Raw genomic sequence first — 19,089 nt, 5'->3', positions numbered from 1 at the left:
CCTCTTTTGCCCGGTGGCGCTTCGCTTACCGGGCCTACAATGAGCACCTCGTAGGCCGGGTAAGGCGCAGCCGCCACCCGGCTTTCTTTTAGCGCTTCTCCCACCCGCTCTCCTGCGCCGTAAACCCTAACGCCTGCATAAACGCCGCCATCACGGCACGGTCTTCCACGCCCACGTCAGCCATCCACCATGAGGTCACGCTCGGGTTTTCACGGATCACTTCTTCAATTAAATACTGTCCCACACCGCGGCGACGGGTGACGTCACGCACGCGCAGCGAGTCCAGCGCCCCTTCCGTACCGCTCAGGGTTACGCGAACCGCTGCCAGCAGGCGTTCGTTAAAACGCGCGGCATAAATACGGTGGGTCTCATCAACGCGCAGCGACGAAGGGGAATATTCCGGCCAGATCTTGCCCAGGTCGATATGATCCTGGTCGCTAAAGGTCACCAGACGCACGATAGTCAGTTTCATTAGCCACTTGTCCAAATCAGATTGAGTAGGGGCAGTGTACTCAATTTATTCACCCAGCGGCTTCCTCTTTTTATTCTCATTAACCAGGCGATTAGTTTTTTGGCAACGCGATGGGCAGCTTGAAAACACATGGATCGAAAAATAAGCAGAATTTTAACCTGAACGGTAGTGATTTATTCGGCGCTTTGTACCGTTATTTTATGCTGCAAACTGCACTTTTATTTGTTTATCTCTGCCTGATTTCAGAATATTATCTTTGCTTAATCGCCTGAAAAATAGAGATTTTAGTCTGGTTTTTGACAAAAACCTGCGCTAAACCATTAAAGGCACTGGTAAAAATAGCGTTGTTCATTAAAAGTACAGAATGCTTTTTAACCATAATAAAACAAAATATAAACACGACATCACGAATGGGGATTCAGAGATGAAAAGGAACGCGAAGACGTTAATCGCGGGGATGGTCGCACTGTCGATCTCGCATGCCGCTATGGCAGACGACATTAAGGTTGCGGTAGTGGGGGCGATGTCCGGCCCTGTTGCCCAGTGGGGTGACATGGAGTTCAACGGCGCGCGCCAGGCCATTAAAGACATCAACGCCAAGGGCGGCATTAAGGGCGACAAGCTGGTGGGCGTGGAATATGACGACGCCTGCGATCCGAAACAGGCCGTCGCGGTCGCCAACAAAATCGTCAACGACGGTATTCAGTATGTGATCGGCCACCTGTGCTCATCCTCCACGCAGCCTGCGTCTGATATCTACGAAGACGAAGGCATTCTGATGATCACCCCAGGCGCAACGAACCCTGAGCTGACCCAGCGCGGCTATCAGCACATTATGCGTACCGCCGGTCTGGACTCCTCGCAGGGTCCCACCGCCGCCAAATACATCCTCGAGAGCGTTAAGCCACAGCGCATTGCCATTATTCATGACAAACAGCAGTACGGCGAAGGCCTGGCGCGCTCCGTTCAGGACGGCCTGAAAAAAGGCGGCGCGAACATCGTCTTCTTCGACGGCATTACCGCCGGTGAGAAAGACTTCTCCGCGCTGATCGCCCGTCTGCAAAAAGAGAACATCGACTTCGTTTACTACGGCGGCTATTACCCGGAGATGGGCCAGATGCTGCGCCAGGCGCGCGCCACCGGCCTGAAAACCCAGTTTATGGGGCCAGAGGGCGTGGGCAATGCCTCCCTGTCAAACATCGCGGGGGATTCTGCTGAAGGCATGCTGGTGACGATGCCAAAACGCTATGACCAGGATCCGGCCAACAAGGCTATCGTGGATGCGCTCAAGGCGCAGAAGAAAGATCCGAGTGGTCCATATGTCTGGATCACCTACGCGGCCGTACAGTCTCTGGCCACCGCGCTGGATCGCTCCGGCAGCAAAGAACCGCTGGATCTGGTTAAAGATTTAAAAGCGCACGGGGCGAACACCGTGATTGGGCCGCTGAACTGGGATGAGAAAGGCGATCTGAAGGGATTTGAGTTTGGTGTCTTTAAGTGGCACGCCGATGGTTCATCCTCGGCCGCCAAATAATTATCCCACCGCCCGGCATGACGGGCGGGTATAAAAAGGTTTGCATATGTCCGAGCAGTTTCTCTATTTCCTGCAGCAGATGTTTAACGGCGTTACGCTGGGAAGCACCTACGCGCTGATCGCCATCGGCTATACGATGGTTTACGGCATTATCGGCATGATCAACTTCGCCCACGGCGAGGTGTACATGATCGGTAGCTACGTCTCCTTTATGATTATCGCCGCCCTGATGATGATGGGCATCGACAGCAGCTGGCTGCTGGTCGCCGCCGGGTTTGTCGGCGCGATTGTGATTGCCAGCGCCTACGGCTGGAGCATTGAGCGCGTGGCCTACCGGCCGGTGCGCAGCTCCAAGCGTTTGATTGCGCTTATTTCCGCGATCGGGATGTCGATCTTCCTGCAAAACTACGTCAGCCTGACCGAAGGCTCGCGCGACGTGGCGCTGCCAAGCCTGTTTAACGGCCAGTGGATTGTGGGGGCCAGCGAAAACTTCGCGGCCTCTATCACCACCATGCAGCTGGTTATCTGGGTCGTGACCTTTATTGCGATGCTCGCTCTGACGCTGTTCATCCGATACTCGCGTATGGGACGCGCCTGCCGCGCCTGCGCGGAAGACCTGAAGATGGCGAGTCTCCTCGGCATCAACACCGACCGCGTGATTGCCCTGACCTTCGTGATTGGCGCCGCGATGGCGGCGGTGGCGGGTGTCCTGCTCGGCCAGTTCTACGGCGTGATCAACCCGTACATCGGCTTCATGGCCGGGATGAAAGCCTTCACCGCGGCGGTTCTGGGCGGTATCGGCAGTATTCCGGGCGCGATGATTGGCGGCCTGATTCTGGGCGTGGCGGAAGCGCTCTCCTCGGCGTACCTGAGCACGGAATATAAAGACGTGGTGTCGTTTGCCCTGCTGATTCTGGTTCTGCTGGTGATGCCTACCGGTATTCTGGGCCGTCCGGAGGTAGAGAAAGTATGAAACCGATGCATTTTGCAATGGCGCTGCTCTCTGCCGCCATGTTCTTCGTGCTGGCCAGCGTCTTTATGGGCGTCCAGCTTGAGCTGAATGGCACCAAACTGGTTGTCGATACCGCAGCTGACATCCGCTGGCAGTGGGTGTTTATCGGTACGGCCGTGGTGTTCCTGTTCCAGCTGCTGCGTCCGCTGTTCCAGAAGACGCTGAAAAACGTCTCCGGTCCAAAATTCGTGCTGCCGGCAATCGACGGTTCTACGGTTAAGCAGAAGCTGTTCCTCGTGGCGCTGCTGGTGGCCGCCGTGGCGTGGCCGTTTGTGGTGTCTCGCGGCACCGTGGATATCGCCACTCTGACCATGATCTACGTGATTCTCGGCCTCGGGCTGAACGTGGTGGTGGGGCTCTCAGGCCTGCTGGTGCTGGGCTACGGCGGCTTCTACGCCATCGGTGCCTACACCTTCGCGCTGCTGAACCACTATTACGGTCTCGGGTTCTGGACCTGCCTGCCGCTGGCGGGGCTGGTCTCTGCCGCGGCGGGCTTCCTGCTTGGCTTCCCGGTTCTGCGCCTGCGCGGTGACTACCTGGCGATTGTGACCTTAGGCTTCGGCGAAATCGTCCGTATCCTGCTGCTCAACAATACCGAAGTGACCGGCGGCCCGAACGGCATCAGCCAGATCCCGAAACCGACCTTCTTTGGCCTGGAGTTCAGCCGTACCGCCCGCGAAGGCGGCTGGGATACCTTCAGCAACTTCTTCGGCGTGAAGTATGACCCGTCCGACCGCGTGATCTGGCTCTATCTGGTGGCGCTGCTGCTGGTGGTGATTACCCTGTTCGTGATCAACCGTCTGCTGCGCATGCCGCTGGGCCGCGCGTGGGAAGCGCTGCGTGAAGATGAGATCGCCTGCCGCTCCCTGGGCCTGAACCCGACCCGCATCAAGCTGACCGCGTTCACCATCAGCGCCGCGTTTGCCGGTTTCGCCGGAACGCTGTTTGCCGCGCGTCAGGGCTTCGTCAGCCCGGAATCGTTCACCTTTGCCGAATCCGCCTTCGTGCTGGCGATTGTGGTGCTCGGCGGGATGGGCTCGCAGTTTGCCGTTATCCTCGCGGCCATCCTGCTGGTGGTCTCGCGCGAGCTTATGCGCGACTTTAACGAATACAGCATGCTGATGCTGGGTGGTTTGATGGTGCTGATGATGATCTGGCGTCCGCAGGGTCTGCTGCCGATGACCCGTCCACAGCTGAAGCTGAAGAACGGGCAAGCGAAAGGAGAGCAGGCATGAGTCAGCCATTATTATCCGTTAACGGTCTGATGATGCGTTTTGGCGGCCTGCTGGCAGTCAACAACGTGAATCTGGATCTGCACAAGAAAGAGATTGTCTCCCTGATTGGCCCGAACGGTGCAGGGAAAACCACGGTCTTCAACTGTCTGACCGGCTTCTACAAGCCGACGGGCGGCACCATCATGCTGCGCGACCAGCACCTGGAAGGGCTGCCGGGCCAGCAGATCGCCCGCATGGGCGTGGTGCGTACCTTCCAGCACGTGCGTCTGTTCCGTGAGATGACGGTAATTGAGAACCTGCTGGTGGCACAGCATCAGCAGTTGAAAACCGGGCTGTTCTCCGGCCTGCTGAAAACCCCGGCCTTCCGCCGCGCGCAGGGTGAAGCGCTTGACCGCGCCGCCACCTGGCTCGACCGAATTGGCCTGCTGCAGCACGCCAACCGTCAGGCGAGCAACCTGGCCTACGGCGACCAGCGTCGCCTGGAGATTGTGCGCTGCATGGTGACGCAGCCGGAAATCCTGATGCTCGACGAACCGGCGGCAGGGCTCAACCCGAAAGAGACCAAAGAGCTGGACGAGCTGATTGCCGAGCTGCGCGACAGTCACGACACCACCATCCTGCTGATTGAGCACGACATGAAGCTGGTGATGGGTATTTCGGATCGTATCTACGTGGTCAACCAGGGCACGCCGCTGGCAAACGGCACGCCGGAAGAGATCCGCAACAACCCGGACGTGATCCGCGCATACCTTGGTGAGGCATAAGATGGAAAAAGCGATGTTAACGTTCGACAATGTCAACGCGCACTACGGCAAGATCCAGGCGCTGCACGACGTCAGCCTGCATATCAATCAGGGGGAAATCGTGACCCTGATTGGGGCCAACGGCGCGGGCAAAACCACGCTGCTCGGCACCCTGTGCGGCGACCCGCGCGCCACCAGCGGGCGGATTGTGTTCGATGGTAAAGACATTACCGACTGGCAGACCGCCAGAATCATGCGCGAGGCGGTGGCGATTGTTCCGGAAGGGCGCCGCGTCTTCTCCCGCATGACGGTGGAAGAGAATCTGGCGATGGGCGGGTTCTTCGCTCACCGCGATGAATACCAGTCCCGCATCAAGCGGGTGTACGAACTCTTCCCGCGCCTGTGGGAGCGCCGCATCCAGCGTGCGGGCACCATGTCCGGAGGCGAGCAGCAGATGCTGGCGATTGGCCGCGCGCTGATGAGCCAGCCGCGCCTGCTGCTGCTGGACGAGCCGTCGCTCGGTCTGGCACCGATCATCATCCAGCAGATCTTCGACACCATTGAACAGCTGCGTAAAGAGGGGATGACCATCTTCCTCGTCGAGCAGAACGCCAACCAGGCGCTGAAGCTCGCTGACCGTGGCTACGTGCTGGAGAACGGCCGCGTGGTGCTGGAGGATACCGGCGACGCGCTGCTGGCGAACGAGGCGGTGCGGAGCGCGTATCTGGGCGGCTGAGCCGTCTGTATCGCCCGGTGGCGCTACGCTTACCGGGCCTACACGCTTTTCTCCCTCTCCCCGTGGGAGAGGGCGGGGTGAGGGCACCAGACCGCACGAGGTAAAAGCAAAAGGCAACGCAAGTTGCCTTTTTTAGTGTTTGCTCCCTCTCCCTGTGGGAGAGGGTTGGGGTGAGGGCACCAGACCGCACCTAAACCACACCCCCAACCCTTTCACACAACCATCATCCCCCTGACGCCTGGCTGTCACTTATCTGTAAACAAACAGTTATTTTTCTGTAATTCGAGCATGTCATGTTACCTCGCGAACATAAAACGCGTGATATCGCGCATCCGGCACAATAAGAGAGATGACAATGACATCGTTACGACACACAGCTTTGGGTCTGGCACTGGGTCTGGCTTTTGCGACGAACGCAATGGCTGTCACCACCATTCCGTTCTGGCATTCAATGGAAGGGGAGTTGGGTAAAGAAGTTGACTCCCTGGCGCAGCGTTTCAACGACACCCACCCGGATTACAAAATTGTGCCGGTGTACAAAGGCAACTACGAGCAGAGCCTGAGCGCGGGGATCGCCGCCTTCCGTACCGGCAACGCGCCTGCCCTGTTACAGGTTTATGAAGTGGGCACCGCCACCATGATGGCCTCCAAAGCCATCAAGCCGGTCTATGAAGTTTTCAAAGAGGCGGGCATCAACTTCGACGAATCGCAGTTCGTGCCGACCGTAGCGGGTTACTACACGGATTCCAAAACCGGCCATCTGCTGTCCCAGCCGTTTAACAGCTCTACGCCGGTGCTGTACTACAACAAAGACGCCTTCAAAAAAGCCGGTTTAGACCCGGAGCAGCCGCCAAAAACCTGGCAGGACCTGGCGGAGTACACCGCGAAGCTAAAAGCGGCGGGGATGAAGTGCGGCTACGCCAGCGGCTGGCAGGGCTGGATCCAGATTGAAAACTTCAGCGCCTGGCATGGCCTGCCGGTGGCGACCAAAAACAACGGCTTCGACGGCACCGACGCGGTCCTGGAGTTCAACAAGCCGGAGCAGGTGAAGCATATCGCGCTGCTTGCCGATCTGAACAAGAAGGGCGACTTCAGCTACTTCGGACGTAAAGACGAATCCACCGAGAAGTTCTACAACGGCGACTGCGCCATTACCACCGCCTCGTCCGGCTCGCTGGCGGATATCCGTCACTACGCCAAATTCAACTACGGAGTGGGCATGATGCCGTACGACGCAGACGTGAAGGGCGCGCCGCAGAACGCCATCATTGGCGGGGCGAGCCTGTGGGTCATGCAGGGTAAAGACAAAGGCACCTACAAAGGCGTAGCCGAGTTCCTCGACTTCCTGGCCAAGCCTGAAAACGCCGCCGAATGGCACCAGAAGACCGGCTACCTGCCGATCACCAAAGCCGCGTACGACCTGACCCGCGAGCAGGGCTTCTACAGCAAGAACCCGGGCGCGGATATCGCGACGCGCCAGATGCTGAACAAGCCGCCGTTGCCGTTCACCAAAGGCCTGCGTCTGGGCAACATGCCGCAGATCCGCACCATCGTGGATGAAGAGCTGGAAAGCGTGTGGACCGGTAAGAAAACGCCACAGCAGGCGCTGGACTCTGCGGTAGAGCGTGGAAATCAGCTGCTGCGCCGCTTTGAGCAGTCGACGAAGTCTTAATCTTTTTACCCTCACCCTAACCCTCTCCCAAAGGGAGAGGGAACGTATACCCCCTCTCCCTTTGGGAGAGGGCCGGGGTGAGGGGAAACCAACCTGAGCAAACCTATGTCATCATCCCGTCCGGTGTTCCGTTCCCGCTGGCTGCCGTATCTGCTGGTCGCGCCGCAGCTGGTCATCACCGTTATTTTCTTTATCTGGCCTGCGGGCGAAGCGCTGTGGTACTCGGTGCAAAGCGTCGATCCGTTCGGGCTTTCCAGCCAGTTTGTTGGCCTGGACAACTTCACCGCGCTGTTCCACGACAGCTACTACCTGGACTCCTTCTGGACGACGATGAAGTTCAGCGCCCTCGTAACCGTCAGCGGTCTGGTTGCCTCGCTGTTTTTCGCCGCGCTGGTGGACTACGTGGTGCGCGGCAGCCGTATTTATCAAACCCTGATGCTGCTGCCTTACGCCGTGGCTCCCGCCGTCGCTGCCGTGCTGTGGATCTTCCTGTTTAACCCGGGGCGCGGGTTGATTACCCACTTCCTGGCCGAACTGGGCTACGACTGGAACCACGCCCAGAACAGCGGTCAGGCGATGTTCCTGGTGGTATTCGCCTCGGTGTGGAAGCAGATCAGCTACAACTTCCTGTTCTTCTTTGCCGCGCTGCAGTCCATCCCGCGCTCGCTGGTGGAAGCCGCGGCGATTGACGGCGCAGGGCCCATTCGTCGTTTCTTCAGGCTGTCGCTGCCGCTGATCGCCCCGGTGAGTTTCTTCCTGCTGGTGGTTAACCTCGTGTACGCCTTCTTCGACACCTTCCCGGTGATCGACGCGGCGACCGCAGGCGGCCCGGTGCAGGCGACAACGACGCTTATCTATAAGATCTACCGCGAAGGCTTCGCGGGGCTGGACCTCTCCGCCTCTGCCGCGCAGTCGGTCGTGCTGATGTTCCTCGTCATCATCCTCACGGTGGTGCAGTTCCGCTATGTCGAAAGTAAGGTGCGCTACCAATGATTGAGAACCGTCGCGGGCTGACGATTTTCAGCCATACCATGCTGATTTTAGGGATCATCGTCATCCTCTTCCCGCTGTACGTGGCGTTTGTCGCCGCCACGCTGGACACAAAAGCGGTGTTCGACACGCCGATGACGCTGATCCCAGGCACACATCTTTTCGAGAACATGAAGACCATCTGGACCCAGGGCGTGGGCGCCAACAGCGCCCCGTTCTGGCTGATGATGCTCAACAGCTTCATCATGGCGTTTGGCATTACGGTCGGCAAAATTACGGTGTCGATGCTTTCGGCCTTCGCCATCGTCTGGTTCCGCTTTCCGCTGCGTAACCTCTTCTTCTGGATGATCTTCATTACCCTGATGCTGCCGGTGGAAGTGCGTATCTTCCCGACGGTGGAGGTGATCGCCAACCTGAAGATGCTCGACAGCTATGCGGGCTTAACCCTGCCGCTGATGGCCTCGGCGACCGCCACCTTCCTGTTCCGCCAGTTCTTTATGACTCTGCCGGACGAGCTGATTGAAGCGGCGCGCATCGACGGCGCGTCGCCGATGCGCTTCTTCCGCGACATCGTGCTGCCGCTGTCGAAAACCAACCTTGCGGCGCTGTTTGTGATCACCTTTATCTACGGCTGGAACCAGTACCTGTGGCCGCTGCTGATTATTCAGGACGTCAACCTCGGCACCGCCGTGGCGGGCATCAAAGGCATGATCGCCACCGGCGAAGGCACCACCCTCTGGAACCAGGTGATGGCGGCGATGCTGCTCACCCTTATCCCACCCGTAGTCATTGTTTTAGCCATGCAGCGTGCGTTTGTCCGCGGCCTGGTCGATAGCGAGAAATAAGATGGCAGGTTTAAAACTTCAGGCAGTAACCAAAAGCTGGGATGGCAAAACCCAGGTTATTCAGCCGCTGACGCTCGACGTGGCGGACGGGGAATTTATCGTGATGGTCGGCCCGTCCGGCTGTGGCAAATCCACCCTGCTGCGCATGGTGGCGGGGCTGGAGCGCGTGACCTCCGGGGATATCTGGATTGACCGCCAGCGCGTCACCGAGATGGAGCCGAAAGACAGAGGCATCGCAATGGTGTTCCAGAACTACGCCCTCTATCCGCACATGAGCGTGGAAGAGAACATGGCCTGGGGGCTGAAAATCCGCGGCATGGGCAAAGGCCATATCGACGAGCGGGTGAAAGAGGCGGCGCGCATTCTCGAGCTGGACGGCCTGCTGAAGCGCCGCCCGCGCGAGCTCTCCGGCGGCCAGCGCCAGCGCGTGGCGATGGGGCGCGCCATCGTGCGCGATCCGGCGGTATTCCTCTTCGACGAGCCGCTGTCTAACCTCGACGCCAAGCTGCGCGTGCAGATGCGTCTTGAGCTGCAGCAGCTGCACCGTCGTCTGAAAACCACCTCTCTGTACGTGACCCACGATCAGGTCGAAGCCATGACCCTCGCCCAGCGCGTGATGGTGATGAACAAAGGCATCGCCGAGCAGATTGGCACTCCGGTGGAGGTGTACGAGAAACCGGCCACCCGCTTTGTGGCAAGCTTTATCGGCAGCCCGGCAATGAACCTGCTCGAAGGGCGTATCAGCAGCGCGGGCACGCATTTTGAGCTGGAAAGCGGGATGGCGTTGCCGATCAACTGGTACTATCGTGGCTACGCCGGGCGTAAGATGACGCTCGGAATCCGCCCGGAGCATATTGCTTTAACCTCTCAGGCGGACGGCGGCGTGCCGCTGGTGATGGACACGCTGGAGATGTTGGGTGCAGATAACCTGGCGCACGGGCGCTGGGGCGAACAAAAAATGGTGGTGCGCCTGCCGCATCAGGAGCGCCCTAAAGCAGGCAGCACGCTGTGGCTTCACCTGCCGGAAAACCATCTGCACCTGTTTGACGGTGAAACAGGACAACGAGTATGAGCAACTGGCCTTATCCCCACGTCGTCGCCCACCGGGGCGGCGGTAAGCTGGCGCCGGAGAACACCCTGGCGGCAATTGACGTTGGCGCGCGCTACGGTCACACGATGATCGAGTTCGACGCCAAGCTGTCGAAAGACGGCGAAATTTTCCTGCTGCATGACGATAATCTCGAACGCACCAGCAACGGCTGGGGCGTGGCGGGTGAACTGCCGTGGCGCGATCTGCTAAAGGTGGACGCCGGAAGCTGGTACAGCGGCGAATTTAAAGGCGAACCGCTGCCGCTGCTGGCGGAAGTGGCCGATCGCTGTCGCCAGCACGGCATGATGGCCAATATCGAAATCAAACCGACTACCGGCACCGGGCCGCTGACGGGCAAAGTCATTGCCCTGGCCGCGCGCGAGCTGTGGGAAGGAATGACCGCGCCGCTGCTGTCATCATTTGAAATCGATGCGCTGGAGGCCGCACAGGCGGCCGTGCCGGAGCTACCGCGCGGGCTGCTGCTTGACGAGTGGCGCGAGGACTGGCGCGAGCTGACGACGCGCTTAGCGTGCGTTTCTATCCATCTCAACCACAGGCTGCTGGATGAAGTGCGGGTGAAGATGCTGAAGGACGCGGGTCTGCATATTCTGGTCTACACCGTTAACAAACCCCAGCGCGCAGCCGAGCTGCTGCGCTGGGGCGTGGACAGCATCTGTACCGATGCAATCGACCTGATCGGCCCGAACTTTAGTTCTGCGGATTAAGCATACTGCCATTCGACTGCGGCGGCAGCATATGCTGCTGTCCGCTGCCTGACGACGTCATTCCCCCTAACATCCCGCCGTTTTTATTCGGCAGCGGCTGCTCGCGCACCTGCCCCTGCTGCACGCGCTGGGTGTTGGCGTTCATCTGATTTTGCAGGCTTTGCTGCTGCATTTGGGTCTGCGTTTTAAGCTGCTGGTTAAGCATCCCTTTCTGCTGCTGTTGCTGGCTCATCATCTCCGTCTGCATACGCTGCTGGCTCGGGATAACGTAACCCTGCTGGTTCGGGTTATTCATGGTGTTGAGCGGCTGTGCGAGCGCGGCAAACGGGATCAGCGCCGTAAGAATCAATAAGCGTTTCATTGTCATTTCCTCCTCTTGAGGTCTCTCTTAAGTTTACCCTGATTTCACCATGACGATGATTTTTTAGGAGTTGTGAACCAGGCTTAAGCGGGGAATATGGATCCCTTCACCTGGAGAACAATAATGATGAAACCAACGTTTTTGCGCTGGGTTGCCATCGCCGCGCTGATGGCAGGCGGTACATTTAGCGTGGCGGCCAACCCGCCAGCGGCGCCTCCGGTCTCTTACGGCGTGGAGGAAGATGTTTTTCATCCCGTGCGGGCAACCCATGGCATGGTGGCGTCGGTGGATGCGCTGGCAACAAAAGTGGGCGTCGATATTCTCAGGCAGGGCGGCAACGCGGTGGATGCAGCTGTCGCCGTCGGCTATGCGCTGGCGGTGACGCATCCGCAGGCGGGGAACCTGGGCGGCGGCGGTTTTATGATGCTGCGCACCAAAGACGGCAAAACCACCGCCATCGATTTCCGAGAAATGGCGCCTTCTCAGGCGTCCCGCGATATGTTCCTCGACGATCAGGGTAACCCTGACAGCAAAAAATCCCTGACTTCGCACCTCGCCACCGGCACGCCGGGCACCGTTGCGGGCTTCTCGCTGGCGCTGGAAAAATACGGCACGATGCCGCTGAACAAGGTGGTGCAGCCTGCCATCAAGCTGGCGCGCGACGGCTTTGTGGTAAACGATGCGCTGGCGGACGATCTCAAGACCTACGGCAGCGAAGTGATTCCGAATCACGAAAACAGCAAGGCCATCTTCTGGAAAGACGGCGAGCCGCTGAAGAAGGGCGATAAGCTGGTGCAGAAGAACCTCGCCAAAAGCCTGGAGCTGATTGCGGAGCACGGTCCGGACGCCTTCTACAAAGGGGCAATTGCCGACCAGATTGCTGAAGAGATGCAAAAGAACGGCGGGCTCATCACCAAAGCGGATCTGGCGGAATACAAGGCGGTGGAGCGCGAGCCAATTAGCGGCACCTATCGCGGCTACGAGGTCTTCTCCATGCCGCCGCCGTCCTCCGGCGGGATCCATATCGTGCAGATCCTCAATATTCTCGAAAACTTCGACATGCACAAGTTCGGCTTCGGCAGCGCGGACGCCATGCAGGTGATGGCGGAAGCGGAAAAACGCGCCTACGCCGACCGTTCGGAATATCTCGGCGATCCAGACTTCGTGAAGGTGCCGTGGCAGGCGCTGACCAACAAGGCGTATGCCAAATCCATTGCCGATCAGATCGATATCAACAAGGCCAAACCGTCGAGCGAGATCCGCCCCGGCAAGCTGGCGCCGTACGAAAGCAACCAGACCACCCACTTCTCGGTGGTGGATAAAGACGGTAACGCGGTGGCGGTGACGTACACGCTCAACACTACCTTCGGCACCGGGATTGTGGCGGGCAACAGCGGCATTCTGCTGAACAACGAGATGGATGACTTCTCTGCCAAACCGGGCGTGCCGAACGTCTACGGGCTGGTTGGCGGCGATGCGAATGCGGTAGGGCCGAAGAAACGTCCGCTGTCGTCCATGTCGCCCACCATTGTCGTGAAAGACGGGAAAACCTGGCTGGTGACCGGCAGCCCTGGCGGGAGCCGTATTATCACCACCGTGCTGCAGATGGTGGTGAACAGCATCGACTTTGGGATGAACGTCGCCGAAGCGACCAACGCTCCGCGTTTCCATCACCAGTGGCTGCCTGACGAGCTGCGCGTGGAGAAGGGCTTTAGCCCGGATACCATCAAGCTGCTGGAGCAGCGCGGTCAAAAGGTGGCGGTGAAAGAGGCGATGGGCAGCACCCAGAGCATTATGGTGGGGCCAGACGGGGCGCTGTTTGGCGCGTCGGACCCGCGGTCGGTGGATGATTTGTCGGCGGGGTATTGATGTGTTGCCGGGTGGCGGCTTCGCCTTACCCGGCCTACGTGTTTCATTCCCTCTCCCTGTGGGAGAGGGTTAGGGTGAGGGCAACAAACTACTTCATCCGCGCCATATAATACGCATCCACATACTCGCCGTTGCGCAGGGCAAATTTCCTGCCGGTGCCTTCGATTTCAAAGCCAAACTTCTGGTACAGCGCCAGTGCAGCAGGGTTATCGGCAAAAACCGTTAACTCGATACGTTCGATGCGCATCCAGTTGTCGCACAGGTTGATCATCTCGCGCATGAGCGCGCTCCCGACGCCGCGCCCTTGAGCGTGCGCCGCAACGCTGATACCGAACGTTGCCACATGGCTGCGTCGCGGGCTGGCTTCCACCTGAAGCATCAGATCGCCAACGATTTGCTCATCAATGCAGGCGACCAGCCGTTTTTGTCCGGGTTTTGTAATAAGACGTTCTTGCCAGTACTCAAGGGAAGGATGAGGTAGCTGTAGCGTGTCGTGATACACCCCCGGATGCATGTAGTTCTGGCGTAAAGCTTCGGCATCTTTCGATTCAGCGTGGCGTATCACTATCTCACTCATTCCTTGTTCCTCAGTCAGTTAAATGTCCCTTCCAACATCAATGACTTTAAAATTTGAGTCAACCGCTATTTTTTGCAAAAAGTATTGGACAAGTGCGAATGAGAATGATTATTATTGCTCTGCATTCAGGAAGACCCCTACGGGAACCTGAAAGCACGACATTGCTCACATTGCTTCCAGTATTACTTTAGCCAGCTTCTAGCTGGCTTTTTTTTTGTTATGGTTAGACTCAGTAACCTTCCAAAAGGACTGAGCCATGACACTACATTGCGCATTTATTGGATTTGGTAAAAGTACGACCCGCTACCACCTGCCGTATGTTCTCAACCGTAAAGACAGCTGGCACGTCGCGCACATCTTCCGCCGCCGCGCGAAGCCGGAAGAGCAATCTCCGCAGTATTCTCATATCCATTTCACCAGCGATCTTGATGAAGTACTTAACGACCCGCAGGTCAAACTGGTTGTCGTCTGCACCCACGCCGACAGCCATTTTGACTATGCGAAACGCGCGCTGGAAGCGGGTAAAAACGTGCTGGTGGAAAAGCCGTTCACCCCAACTATCGCCGAAGCAAAAGAGTTGTTCGCGCTGGCGAAAAATAAAGGCCTGACCGTTACGCCGTATCAGAACCGTCGCTTTGACAGCTGCTTCCTGACGGCGAAAAAAGCGATTGAAAGCGGCAAGCTGGGCGACATTGTGGAAATCGAAAGCCACTTCGATTACTACCGTCCGGTAGCGGAAACCCAACCCGGTCTGCCGCAGGACGGCTCGTTCTATGGTCTGGGCGTGCATACTATGGACCAGATCATCTCCCTGTTTGGCCGACCGGACCACGTGGCGTATGACATCCGCAGCCTGCGTAATAAAGCCAACCCGGACGACACGTTTGAAGCGCAGCTGTTCTACGGCGACCTGAAGGCCATCGTCAAAACCAGCCATCTGGTGAAAATCGACTATCCGAAATTTATCGTTCACGGCACCCTGGGCTCGTTCATCAAGTACGGCATCGACCAGCAGGAGACCAGCCTGAAGGCCAACATCATGCCGGGTGAGCCGGGCTTTGCGGCGGATGATTCCGTGGGCGTGCTGGAGTATGTGAAGGCTGATGGCACAACCGCAAAAGAAGAACTCAAACCGGAAGTGGGCGACTATGGCCGCGTCTACGATGCGCTGTATGAAACCCTCACAACAGGCTCGCCGAATTACGTCAAGGAATCTGACGTTCTGACCAACCTGGAAATCCTTGAGCGGGCCTTCGAGCAGGCTTCTCCTGCCACGGTAACCCTCGCGAAATAAGCAAAAACGGCTCCTCTGCGCTTGTTCATATTTTTTGAACAGAGGAGTCAATTTTCACCCTCTATGATCCCAGGCGGTTTGCGTCCACACTTACTCCATCGAAACGAACTGAGGGTGAAACAATGATCTACTTACGCAAAGCAAACGAACGTGGTCACGCGAATCATGGCTGGCTGGACTCATGGCATTCATTCTCGTTTGCCGACTACTACGACCCGAACTTCATGGGCTTCTCCGCACTGCGCGTGATTAACGACGACGTGATTGATGCAGGCCAGGGCTTCGGTACCCACCCGCACAAGGACATGGAAATCCTGACCTATGTGCTGGAAGGGGCGGTTGAGCACCAGGACAGCATGGGCAACAAAGAGCAGGTTCCGGCGGGCGAGTTCCAGATTATGAGCGCAGGTACAGGGGTGCGTCACTCCGAGTACAACCCGAGCAAAACGGAAAAACTGCACCTGTATCAAATCTGGATCATTCCAGAAGAGACCGGCATCACGCCGCGCTACGAGCAGCGCCGCTTCGATGCAAAACAGGGCAAACAGCTGGTGCTGTCCCCGGATGCGCGTGAAGGTTCCCTGAAGGTGCATCAGGATATGGAGCTGTACCGCTGGGCGCTGGCAAAAGACGAACAGTCTGTGCACCAGATTGCCGCCAACCGCCGCGTCTGGATCCAGGTGGTGAAAGGTGAGGTGTCCATCAACGGCACCAAAGCAACCACCGCCGATGGCCTGGCCGTCTGGGATGAGCAGGCGCTCTCCGTGCATGCCGACAGCGAAAGTGAAATTCTGCTGTTTGACCTGCCGCCGGTGTAATAAATCATAAATAAATGCCCATCCTTCCCTTTGACAGGGGAAGGATGGGCTTTGTCCGTGATAAACTGAGCAAATCTCTCACTTCAAGATTTCTCAGGACGATGAAAAAGAAACGCCCCGTACTTCAGGATGTCGCCGATCGCGTCGGTGTGACCAAAATGACGGTCAGCCGTTTTTTACGTAACCCGGAGCAGGTTTCCGTGGCGTTACGTGGCAAGATTGCCGCTGCCCTTGATGAACTGGGTTATATCCCCAACCGCGCGCCCGATATTCTCTCCAATGCGACCAGCCGTGCGGTGGGCGTCCTGCTTCCTTCCCTGACCAACCAGGTTTTCGCCGAAGTATTACGAGGAATCGAAAGCGTCACCGATGCTTTTGGCTATCAGACCATGCTCGCCCACTACGGGTACAAGCCGGAGCTGGAAGAGGAACGTCTTGAATCGATGCTTTCCTGGAACATCGACGGCCTGATTTTAACCGAACGTACCCACACTGCCCGCACGCTCAAAATGATCGAAGTGGCCGGTATCCCGGTGGTGGAGCTGATGGACAGCCAGTCGCCGTGCCTCGATATCGCCGTGGGGTTCGATAACTTCGAAGCGGCGCGCCAGATGACGGCGGCTATCATCGCTCGTGGGCATCGTCATATCGCCTATCTGGGTGCGCGTCTTGATGAACGTACTATCATCAAACAGAAGGGATACGAGCAGGCGATGCTCGACGCGAACTTAACCCCGTACAGCGTGATGGTGGAGCAGTCCTCTTCCTATACGTCGGGTATTGAGCTGATGCGTCAGGCACGACGCGAGTATCCGCAACTGGACGGTATTTTCTGCACCAACGACGACCTTGCGGTTGGCGCGGCGTTTGAGTGCCAGCGTCTGGGGCTCAAGATCCCTGATGATATGGCAATTGCCGGTTTCCACGGCCACGACATCGGCCAGGTGATGGAGCCGCGTCTGGCGAGCGTCCTGACCCCGCGTGAACGTATGGGCCGCATTGGCGCAGAACGCCTGCTGGCGCGCATTCGTGGCGAGACGGTTACCCCGAAAATGTTAGATTTAGGTTTCACCTTGTCACCGGGTGGATCTATTTGAACTGACAAATTTGAAGTAGCTCACACTTATTCACTTCGCGCACGTTTGGATATTGCTTCTCTTTTGCCCCGGCAGGACAATGTTACCGATAACTGTTACCCGTAACAATTGACTGAGGGACACCCTTTGAGCACGACTAATCACGATCACCACGTCTACGTCCTGATGGGCGTTTCCGGTAGCGGGAAATCAGCCGTAGCCAGCGAAGTGGCGCATCAACTCCAGGCTGCGTTCCTTGATGGCGACTTCCTCCATCCGCGCAGCAACATCATGAAAATGGCCTCCGGCGAGCCGCTGAACGACGACGACCGCAAACCGTGGCTACAGGCGCTGAATGACGCCGCGTTTGCGATGCAGCGCACCAATAAAGTCTCCCTGATCGTCTGCTCTGCGCTGAAAAAAACCTACCGCGACCTGCTGCGTGACGGCAACCCGAACCTCTCTTTCATCTACCTGAAAGGGGATTTCGAGGTGATTGAAAGCCGCCTGAAGGCGCGTAAAGGTCACTTCTTCAAAACCCAGATGCTGGTGACGCAGTTCGAAGCGCTGCAGGAGCCGGGCGAAGATGAGAAAGACGTCTTAGTGGTTGATATCGATCAGTCACTGGAGGGTGTTGTTGCCAGCACCATCGAGGTCATTAATAAAAGGCAGTAAGTTTTGAGTACATTAACGCTAGTTTTGACAGCAGTGGGTTCCGTGTTGCTGCTGCTGTTTTTAGTGATGAAGGCGCGTATGCACGCTTTTGTTGCTTTGATGGTGGTTTCTATTGGTGCAGGTCTCTTTTCCGGTATGCCGCTCGACAAGATCGCCGCGACGATGGAAAAAGGGATGGGCGGTACGCTGGGCTTCCTGGCGATTGTGGTCGCCCTTGGCGCGATGTTTGGCAAGATTTTGCACGAGACGGGCGCGGTCGACCAGATTGCTGTCAAAATGCTGAAATCCTTCGGCCACAGCCGCGCGCACTACGCGATTGGTCTGGCTGGCCTGATTTGCGCGCTGCCGCTGTTCTTCGAAGTGGCCGTTGTGCTGCTGATAAGCGTCGCGTTCTCCATGGCGCGCCATACCGGCACTAACCTCGTGAAGCTGGTTATTCCGCTGTTTGCGGGCGTGGCGGCGGCCGCAGCGTTTCTGCTGCCGGGACCTGCGCCGATGCTGCTGGCGTCCCAGATGCACGCTGACTTTGGCTGGATGATCCTGATTGGCCTGTGCGCGGCAATTCCGGGAATGATTATTGCCGGTCCGCTGTGGGGCAACTTCATCAGCCGTTACGTTGAGCTGCACATTCCGGACGACATCACCGAGCCGCACCTGGGCGAGGGCAAAATGCCGTCCTTCGGCTTCAGCCTGTCGCTGATCCTGCTCCCGCTGGTTCTCGTGGGTCTGAAAACCATTGCCGCGCGCTTTGTGCCGGTGGGCTCCAGCGCCTACGAATGGTTCGAGTTCATCGGTCACCCGTTCACGGCGATCCTGGTGGCCTGTCTGGTGGCGATTTACGGCCTGGCGATGCGCCAGGGGATGCCAAAAGACCGGGTGATGGAGATCTGCGGTGCCGCGCTGCAGCCTGCGGGTATTATCCTGCTGGTGATCGGTGCCGGCGGCGTGTTCAAGCAGGTGCTGGTGGATTCCGGGGTAGGCCCGGCTCTGGGCGAAGCGCTGACCGGGATGGGCCTGCCGATTGCGGTAACCTGCTTCGTGCTGGCTGCGGCGGTGCGTATCATCCAGGGTTCCGCAACCGTGGCGTGTTTAACCGCCGTGGGTCTGGTGATGCCGGTGATTGAACAGCTGAACTACTCCGGTGCGCAGATGGCCGCGCTGTCTATCTGTATCGCGGGCGGTTCGATTGTGGTCTCTCACGTTAACGACGCGGGCTTCTGGCTGTTCGGGAAATTTACCGGCGCCACCGAAGCGCAAACCCTGAAAACCTGGACGCTGATGGAAACCATCCTCGGTACGACGGGTGCGATTGTCGGGATGATTGCCTTTACGCTGCTGAGCTGAATGCGGTGATTTAACAAGGCT

The 19,089-nt window shown here is 58.0% G+C and carries 19 protein-coding genes; 16 read left to right on the top strand and 3 right to left on the bottom strand.

What is annotated here, in order from left to right:
• Nucleotides 1–88: 88 nt before the first annotated feature.
• The gene (gene panM, locus P346_RS01515) at nucleotides 89–472 is read right to left on the bottom strand and encodes an aspartate 1-decarboxylase autocleavage activator PanM (protein ID WP_032662622.1); all 384 of its coding nucleotides are present in this window, start codon (nucleotides 470–472) and stop codon (nucleotides 89–91) included.
• Between the two features lie 424 nt (nucleotides 473–896).
• Here panM and livK point away from each other — a divergent pair, with 424 nt between their 5' ends.
• The 10 genes from livK (at nucleotide 897) to ugpQ (ending at nucleotide 11,054) form a co-directional block, all read left to right on the top strand.
• Nucleotides 897–2,006 (top strand): high-affinity branched-chain amino acid ABC transporter substrate-binding protein LivK, encoded by a 1,110-nt coding sequence (gene livK / locus P346_RS01520; protein ID WP_032662620.1) that lies wholly within the window; start codon nucleotides 897–899, stop codon nucleotides 2,004–2,006.
• A gap of 46 nt (nucleotides 2,007–2,052) precedes the next feature.
• On the top strand, nucleotides 2,053–2,979 hold the full coding sequence (livH, locus tag P346_RS01525) for a high-affinity branched-chain amino acid ABC transporter permease LivH (RefSeq protein WP_008500099.1): 927 nt from the start codon (nucleotides 2,053–2,055) through the stop codon (nucleotides 2,977–2,979).
• Nucleotides 2,976–4,253 carry a branched chain amino acid ABC transporter permease LivM gene (gene livM, locus P346_RS01530; RefSeq protein ID WP_023310023.1) on the top strand — a complete coding sequence of 426 codons (1,278 nt, stop codon included), beginning with the start codon at nucleotides 2,976–2,978 and terminating at the stop codon, nucleotides 4,251–4,253. Before livH ends, livM begins: the two co-directional genes overlap by 4 nt.
• The gene (livG, locus tag P346_RS01535) at nucleotides 4,250–5,017 is read left to right on the top strand and encodes a high-affinity branched-chain amino acid ABC transporter ATP-binding protein LivG (RefSeq protein ID WP_032662618.1); all 768 of its coding nucleotides are present in this window, start codon (nucleotides 4,250–4,252) and stop codon (nucleotides 5,015–5,017) included. The genes livM and livG overlap by 4 nt, the downstream gene beginning before the upstream one ends.
• Before the next feature lies 1 nt (nucleotide 5,018).
• On the top strand, nucleotides 5,019–5,732 hold the full coding sequence (gene livF / locus P346_RS01540) for a high-affinity branched-chain amino acid ABC transporter ATP-binding protein LivF (RefSeq protein ID WP_032662617.1): 714 nt from the start codon (nucleotides 5,019–5,021) through the stop codon (nucleotides 5,730–5,732).
• 355 nt (nucleotides 5,733–6,087) lie between these two features.
• Complete coding sequence (gene ugpB, locus P346_RS01545; RefSeq protein ID WP_023310025.1) at nucleotides 6,088–7,404, top strand: sn-glycerol-3-phosphate ABC transporter substrate-binding protein UgpB; 1,317 nt, start codon at nucleotides 6,088–6,090, stop codon at nucleotides 7,402–7,404.
• 105 nt (nucleotides 7,405–7,509) lie between these two features.
• Nucleotides 7,510–8,397 (top strand): sn-glycerol-3-phosphate ABC transporter permease UgpA, encoded by an 888-nt coding sequence (gene ugpA, locus P346_RS01550; protein ID WP_023310026.1) that lies wholly within the window; start codon nucleotides 7,510–7,512, stop codon nucleotides 8,395–8,397.
• A complete protein-coding gene (gene ugpE / locus P346_RS01555; protein WP_013099125.1) occupies nucleotides 8,394–9,239 on the top strand; it encodes a sn-glycerol-3-phosphate ABC transporter permease UgpE in 846 nt (281 codons plus the stop codon). Before ugpA ends, ugpE begins: the two co-directional genes overlap by 4 nt.
• 1 nt (nucleotide 9,240) lies before the next feature.
• On the top strand, nucleotides 9,241–10,311 hold the full coding sequence (locus P346_RS01560) for a sn-glycerol-3-phosphate import ATP-binding protein UgpC (RefSeq protein WP_032662615.1): 1,071 nt from the start codon (nucleotides 9,241–9,243) through the stop codon (nucleotides 10,309–10,311).
• Complete coding sequence (gene ugpQ, locus P346_RS01565; protein WP_032662613.1) at nucleotides 10,308–11,054, top strand: glycerophosphodiester phosphodiesterase; 747 nt, start codon at nucleotides 10,308–10,310, stop codon at nucleotides 11,052–11,054. Before P346_RS01560 ends, ugpQ begins: the two co-directional genes overlap by 4 nt.
• Here the strand turns inward: ugpQ and P346_RS01570 are convergent.
• Nucleotides 11,038–11,415 carry a DUF2756 family protein gene (locus P346_RS01570; protein ID WP_032650582.1) on the bottom strand — a complete coding sequence of 126 codons (378 nt, stop codon included), beginning with the start codon at nucleotides 11,413–11,415 and terminating at the stop codon, nucleotides 11,038–11,040. The genes ugpQ and P346_RS01570 overlap by 17 nt on opposite strands.
• A 123-nt stretch (nucleotides 11,416–11,538) precedes the next feature.
• Here P346_RS01570 and ggt point away from each other — a divergent pair, with 123 nt between their 5' ends.
• Nucleotides 11,539–13,284 (top strand): gamma-glutamyltransferase, encoded by a 1,746-nt coding sequence (gene ggt / locus P346_RS01575; protein ID WP_193743819.1) that lies wholly within the window; start codon nucleotides 11,539–11,541, stop codon nucleotides 13,282–13,284.
• Nucleotides 13,285–13,372: 88 nt separating this feature from the next.
• On the opposite strand, the gene yhhY is transcribed toward ggt, so the two are convergent.
• Nucleotides 13,373–13,861 carry an N-acetyltransferase gene (gene yhhY, locus P346_RS01580; protein ID WP_032662611.1) on the bottom strand — a complete coding sequence of 163 codons (489 nt, stop codon included), beginning with the start codon at nucleotides 13,859–13,861 and terminating at the stop codon, nucleotides 13,373–13,375.
• A gap of 256 nt (nucleotides 13,862–14,117) precedes the next feature.
• Here yhhY and P346_RS01585 point away from each other — a divergent pair, with 256 nt between their 5' ends.
• The 5 genes from P346_RS01585 (at nucleotide 14,118) to gntU (ending at nucleotide 19,068) form a co-directional block, all read left to right on the top strand.
• Nucleotides 14,118–15,155, top strand: coding sequence for an oxidoreductase (locus tag P346_RS01585; RefSeq protein WP_032662610.1), 1,038 nt, complete (start codon nucleotides 14,118–14,120; stop codon nucleotides 15,153–15,155).
• A gap of 122 nt (nucleotides 15,156–15,277) precedes the next feature.
• Complete coding sequence (locus tag P346_RS01590; RefSeq protein WP_003861565.1) at nucleotides 15,278–15,973, top strand: pirin family protein; 696 nt, start codon at nucleotides 15,278–15,280, stop codon at nucleotides 15,971–15,973.
• A gap of 101 nt (nucleotides 15,974–16,074) precedes the next feature.
• Nucleotides 16,075–17,070, top strand: a complete 996-nt coding sequence (gene gntR / locus P346_RS01595; protein WP_021242747.1) for a gluconate operon transcriptional repressor GntR — start codon at nucleotides 16,075–16,077, stop codon at nucleotides 17,068–17,070.
• Nucleotides 17,071–17,196: 126 nt separating this feature from the next.
• A complete protein-coding gene (gntK, locus tag P346_RS01600; RefSeq protein ID WP_008503362.1) occupies nucleotides 17,197–17,724 on the top strand; it encodes a gluconokinase in 528 nt (175 codons plus the stop codon).
• Between the two features lie 3 nt (nucleotides 17,725–17,727).
• Nucleotides 17,728–19,068 carry a gluconate transporter gene (gene gntU / locus P346_RS01605; protein WP_010436459.1) on the top strand — a complete coding sequence of 447 codons (1,341 nt, stop codon included), beginning with the start codon at nucleotides 17,728–17,730 and terminating at the stop codon, nucleotides 19,066–19,068.
• The last annotated feature ends 21 nt before the right edge of the window (nucleotides 19,069–19,089 follow it).

Origin of the sequence: Enterobacter sp. DC1 (assembly GCF_000568075.1) — a bacterium.
In the GTDB taxonomy this organism is placed as follows: domain Bacteria; phylum Pseudomonadota; class Gammaproteobacteria; order Enterobacterales; family Enterobacteriaceae; genus Enterobacter; species Enterobacter asburiae.
Note: the sequence above shows the minus strand (reverse complement) of the source record. Positions and strands in the feature narration are given on the sequence as shown.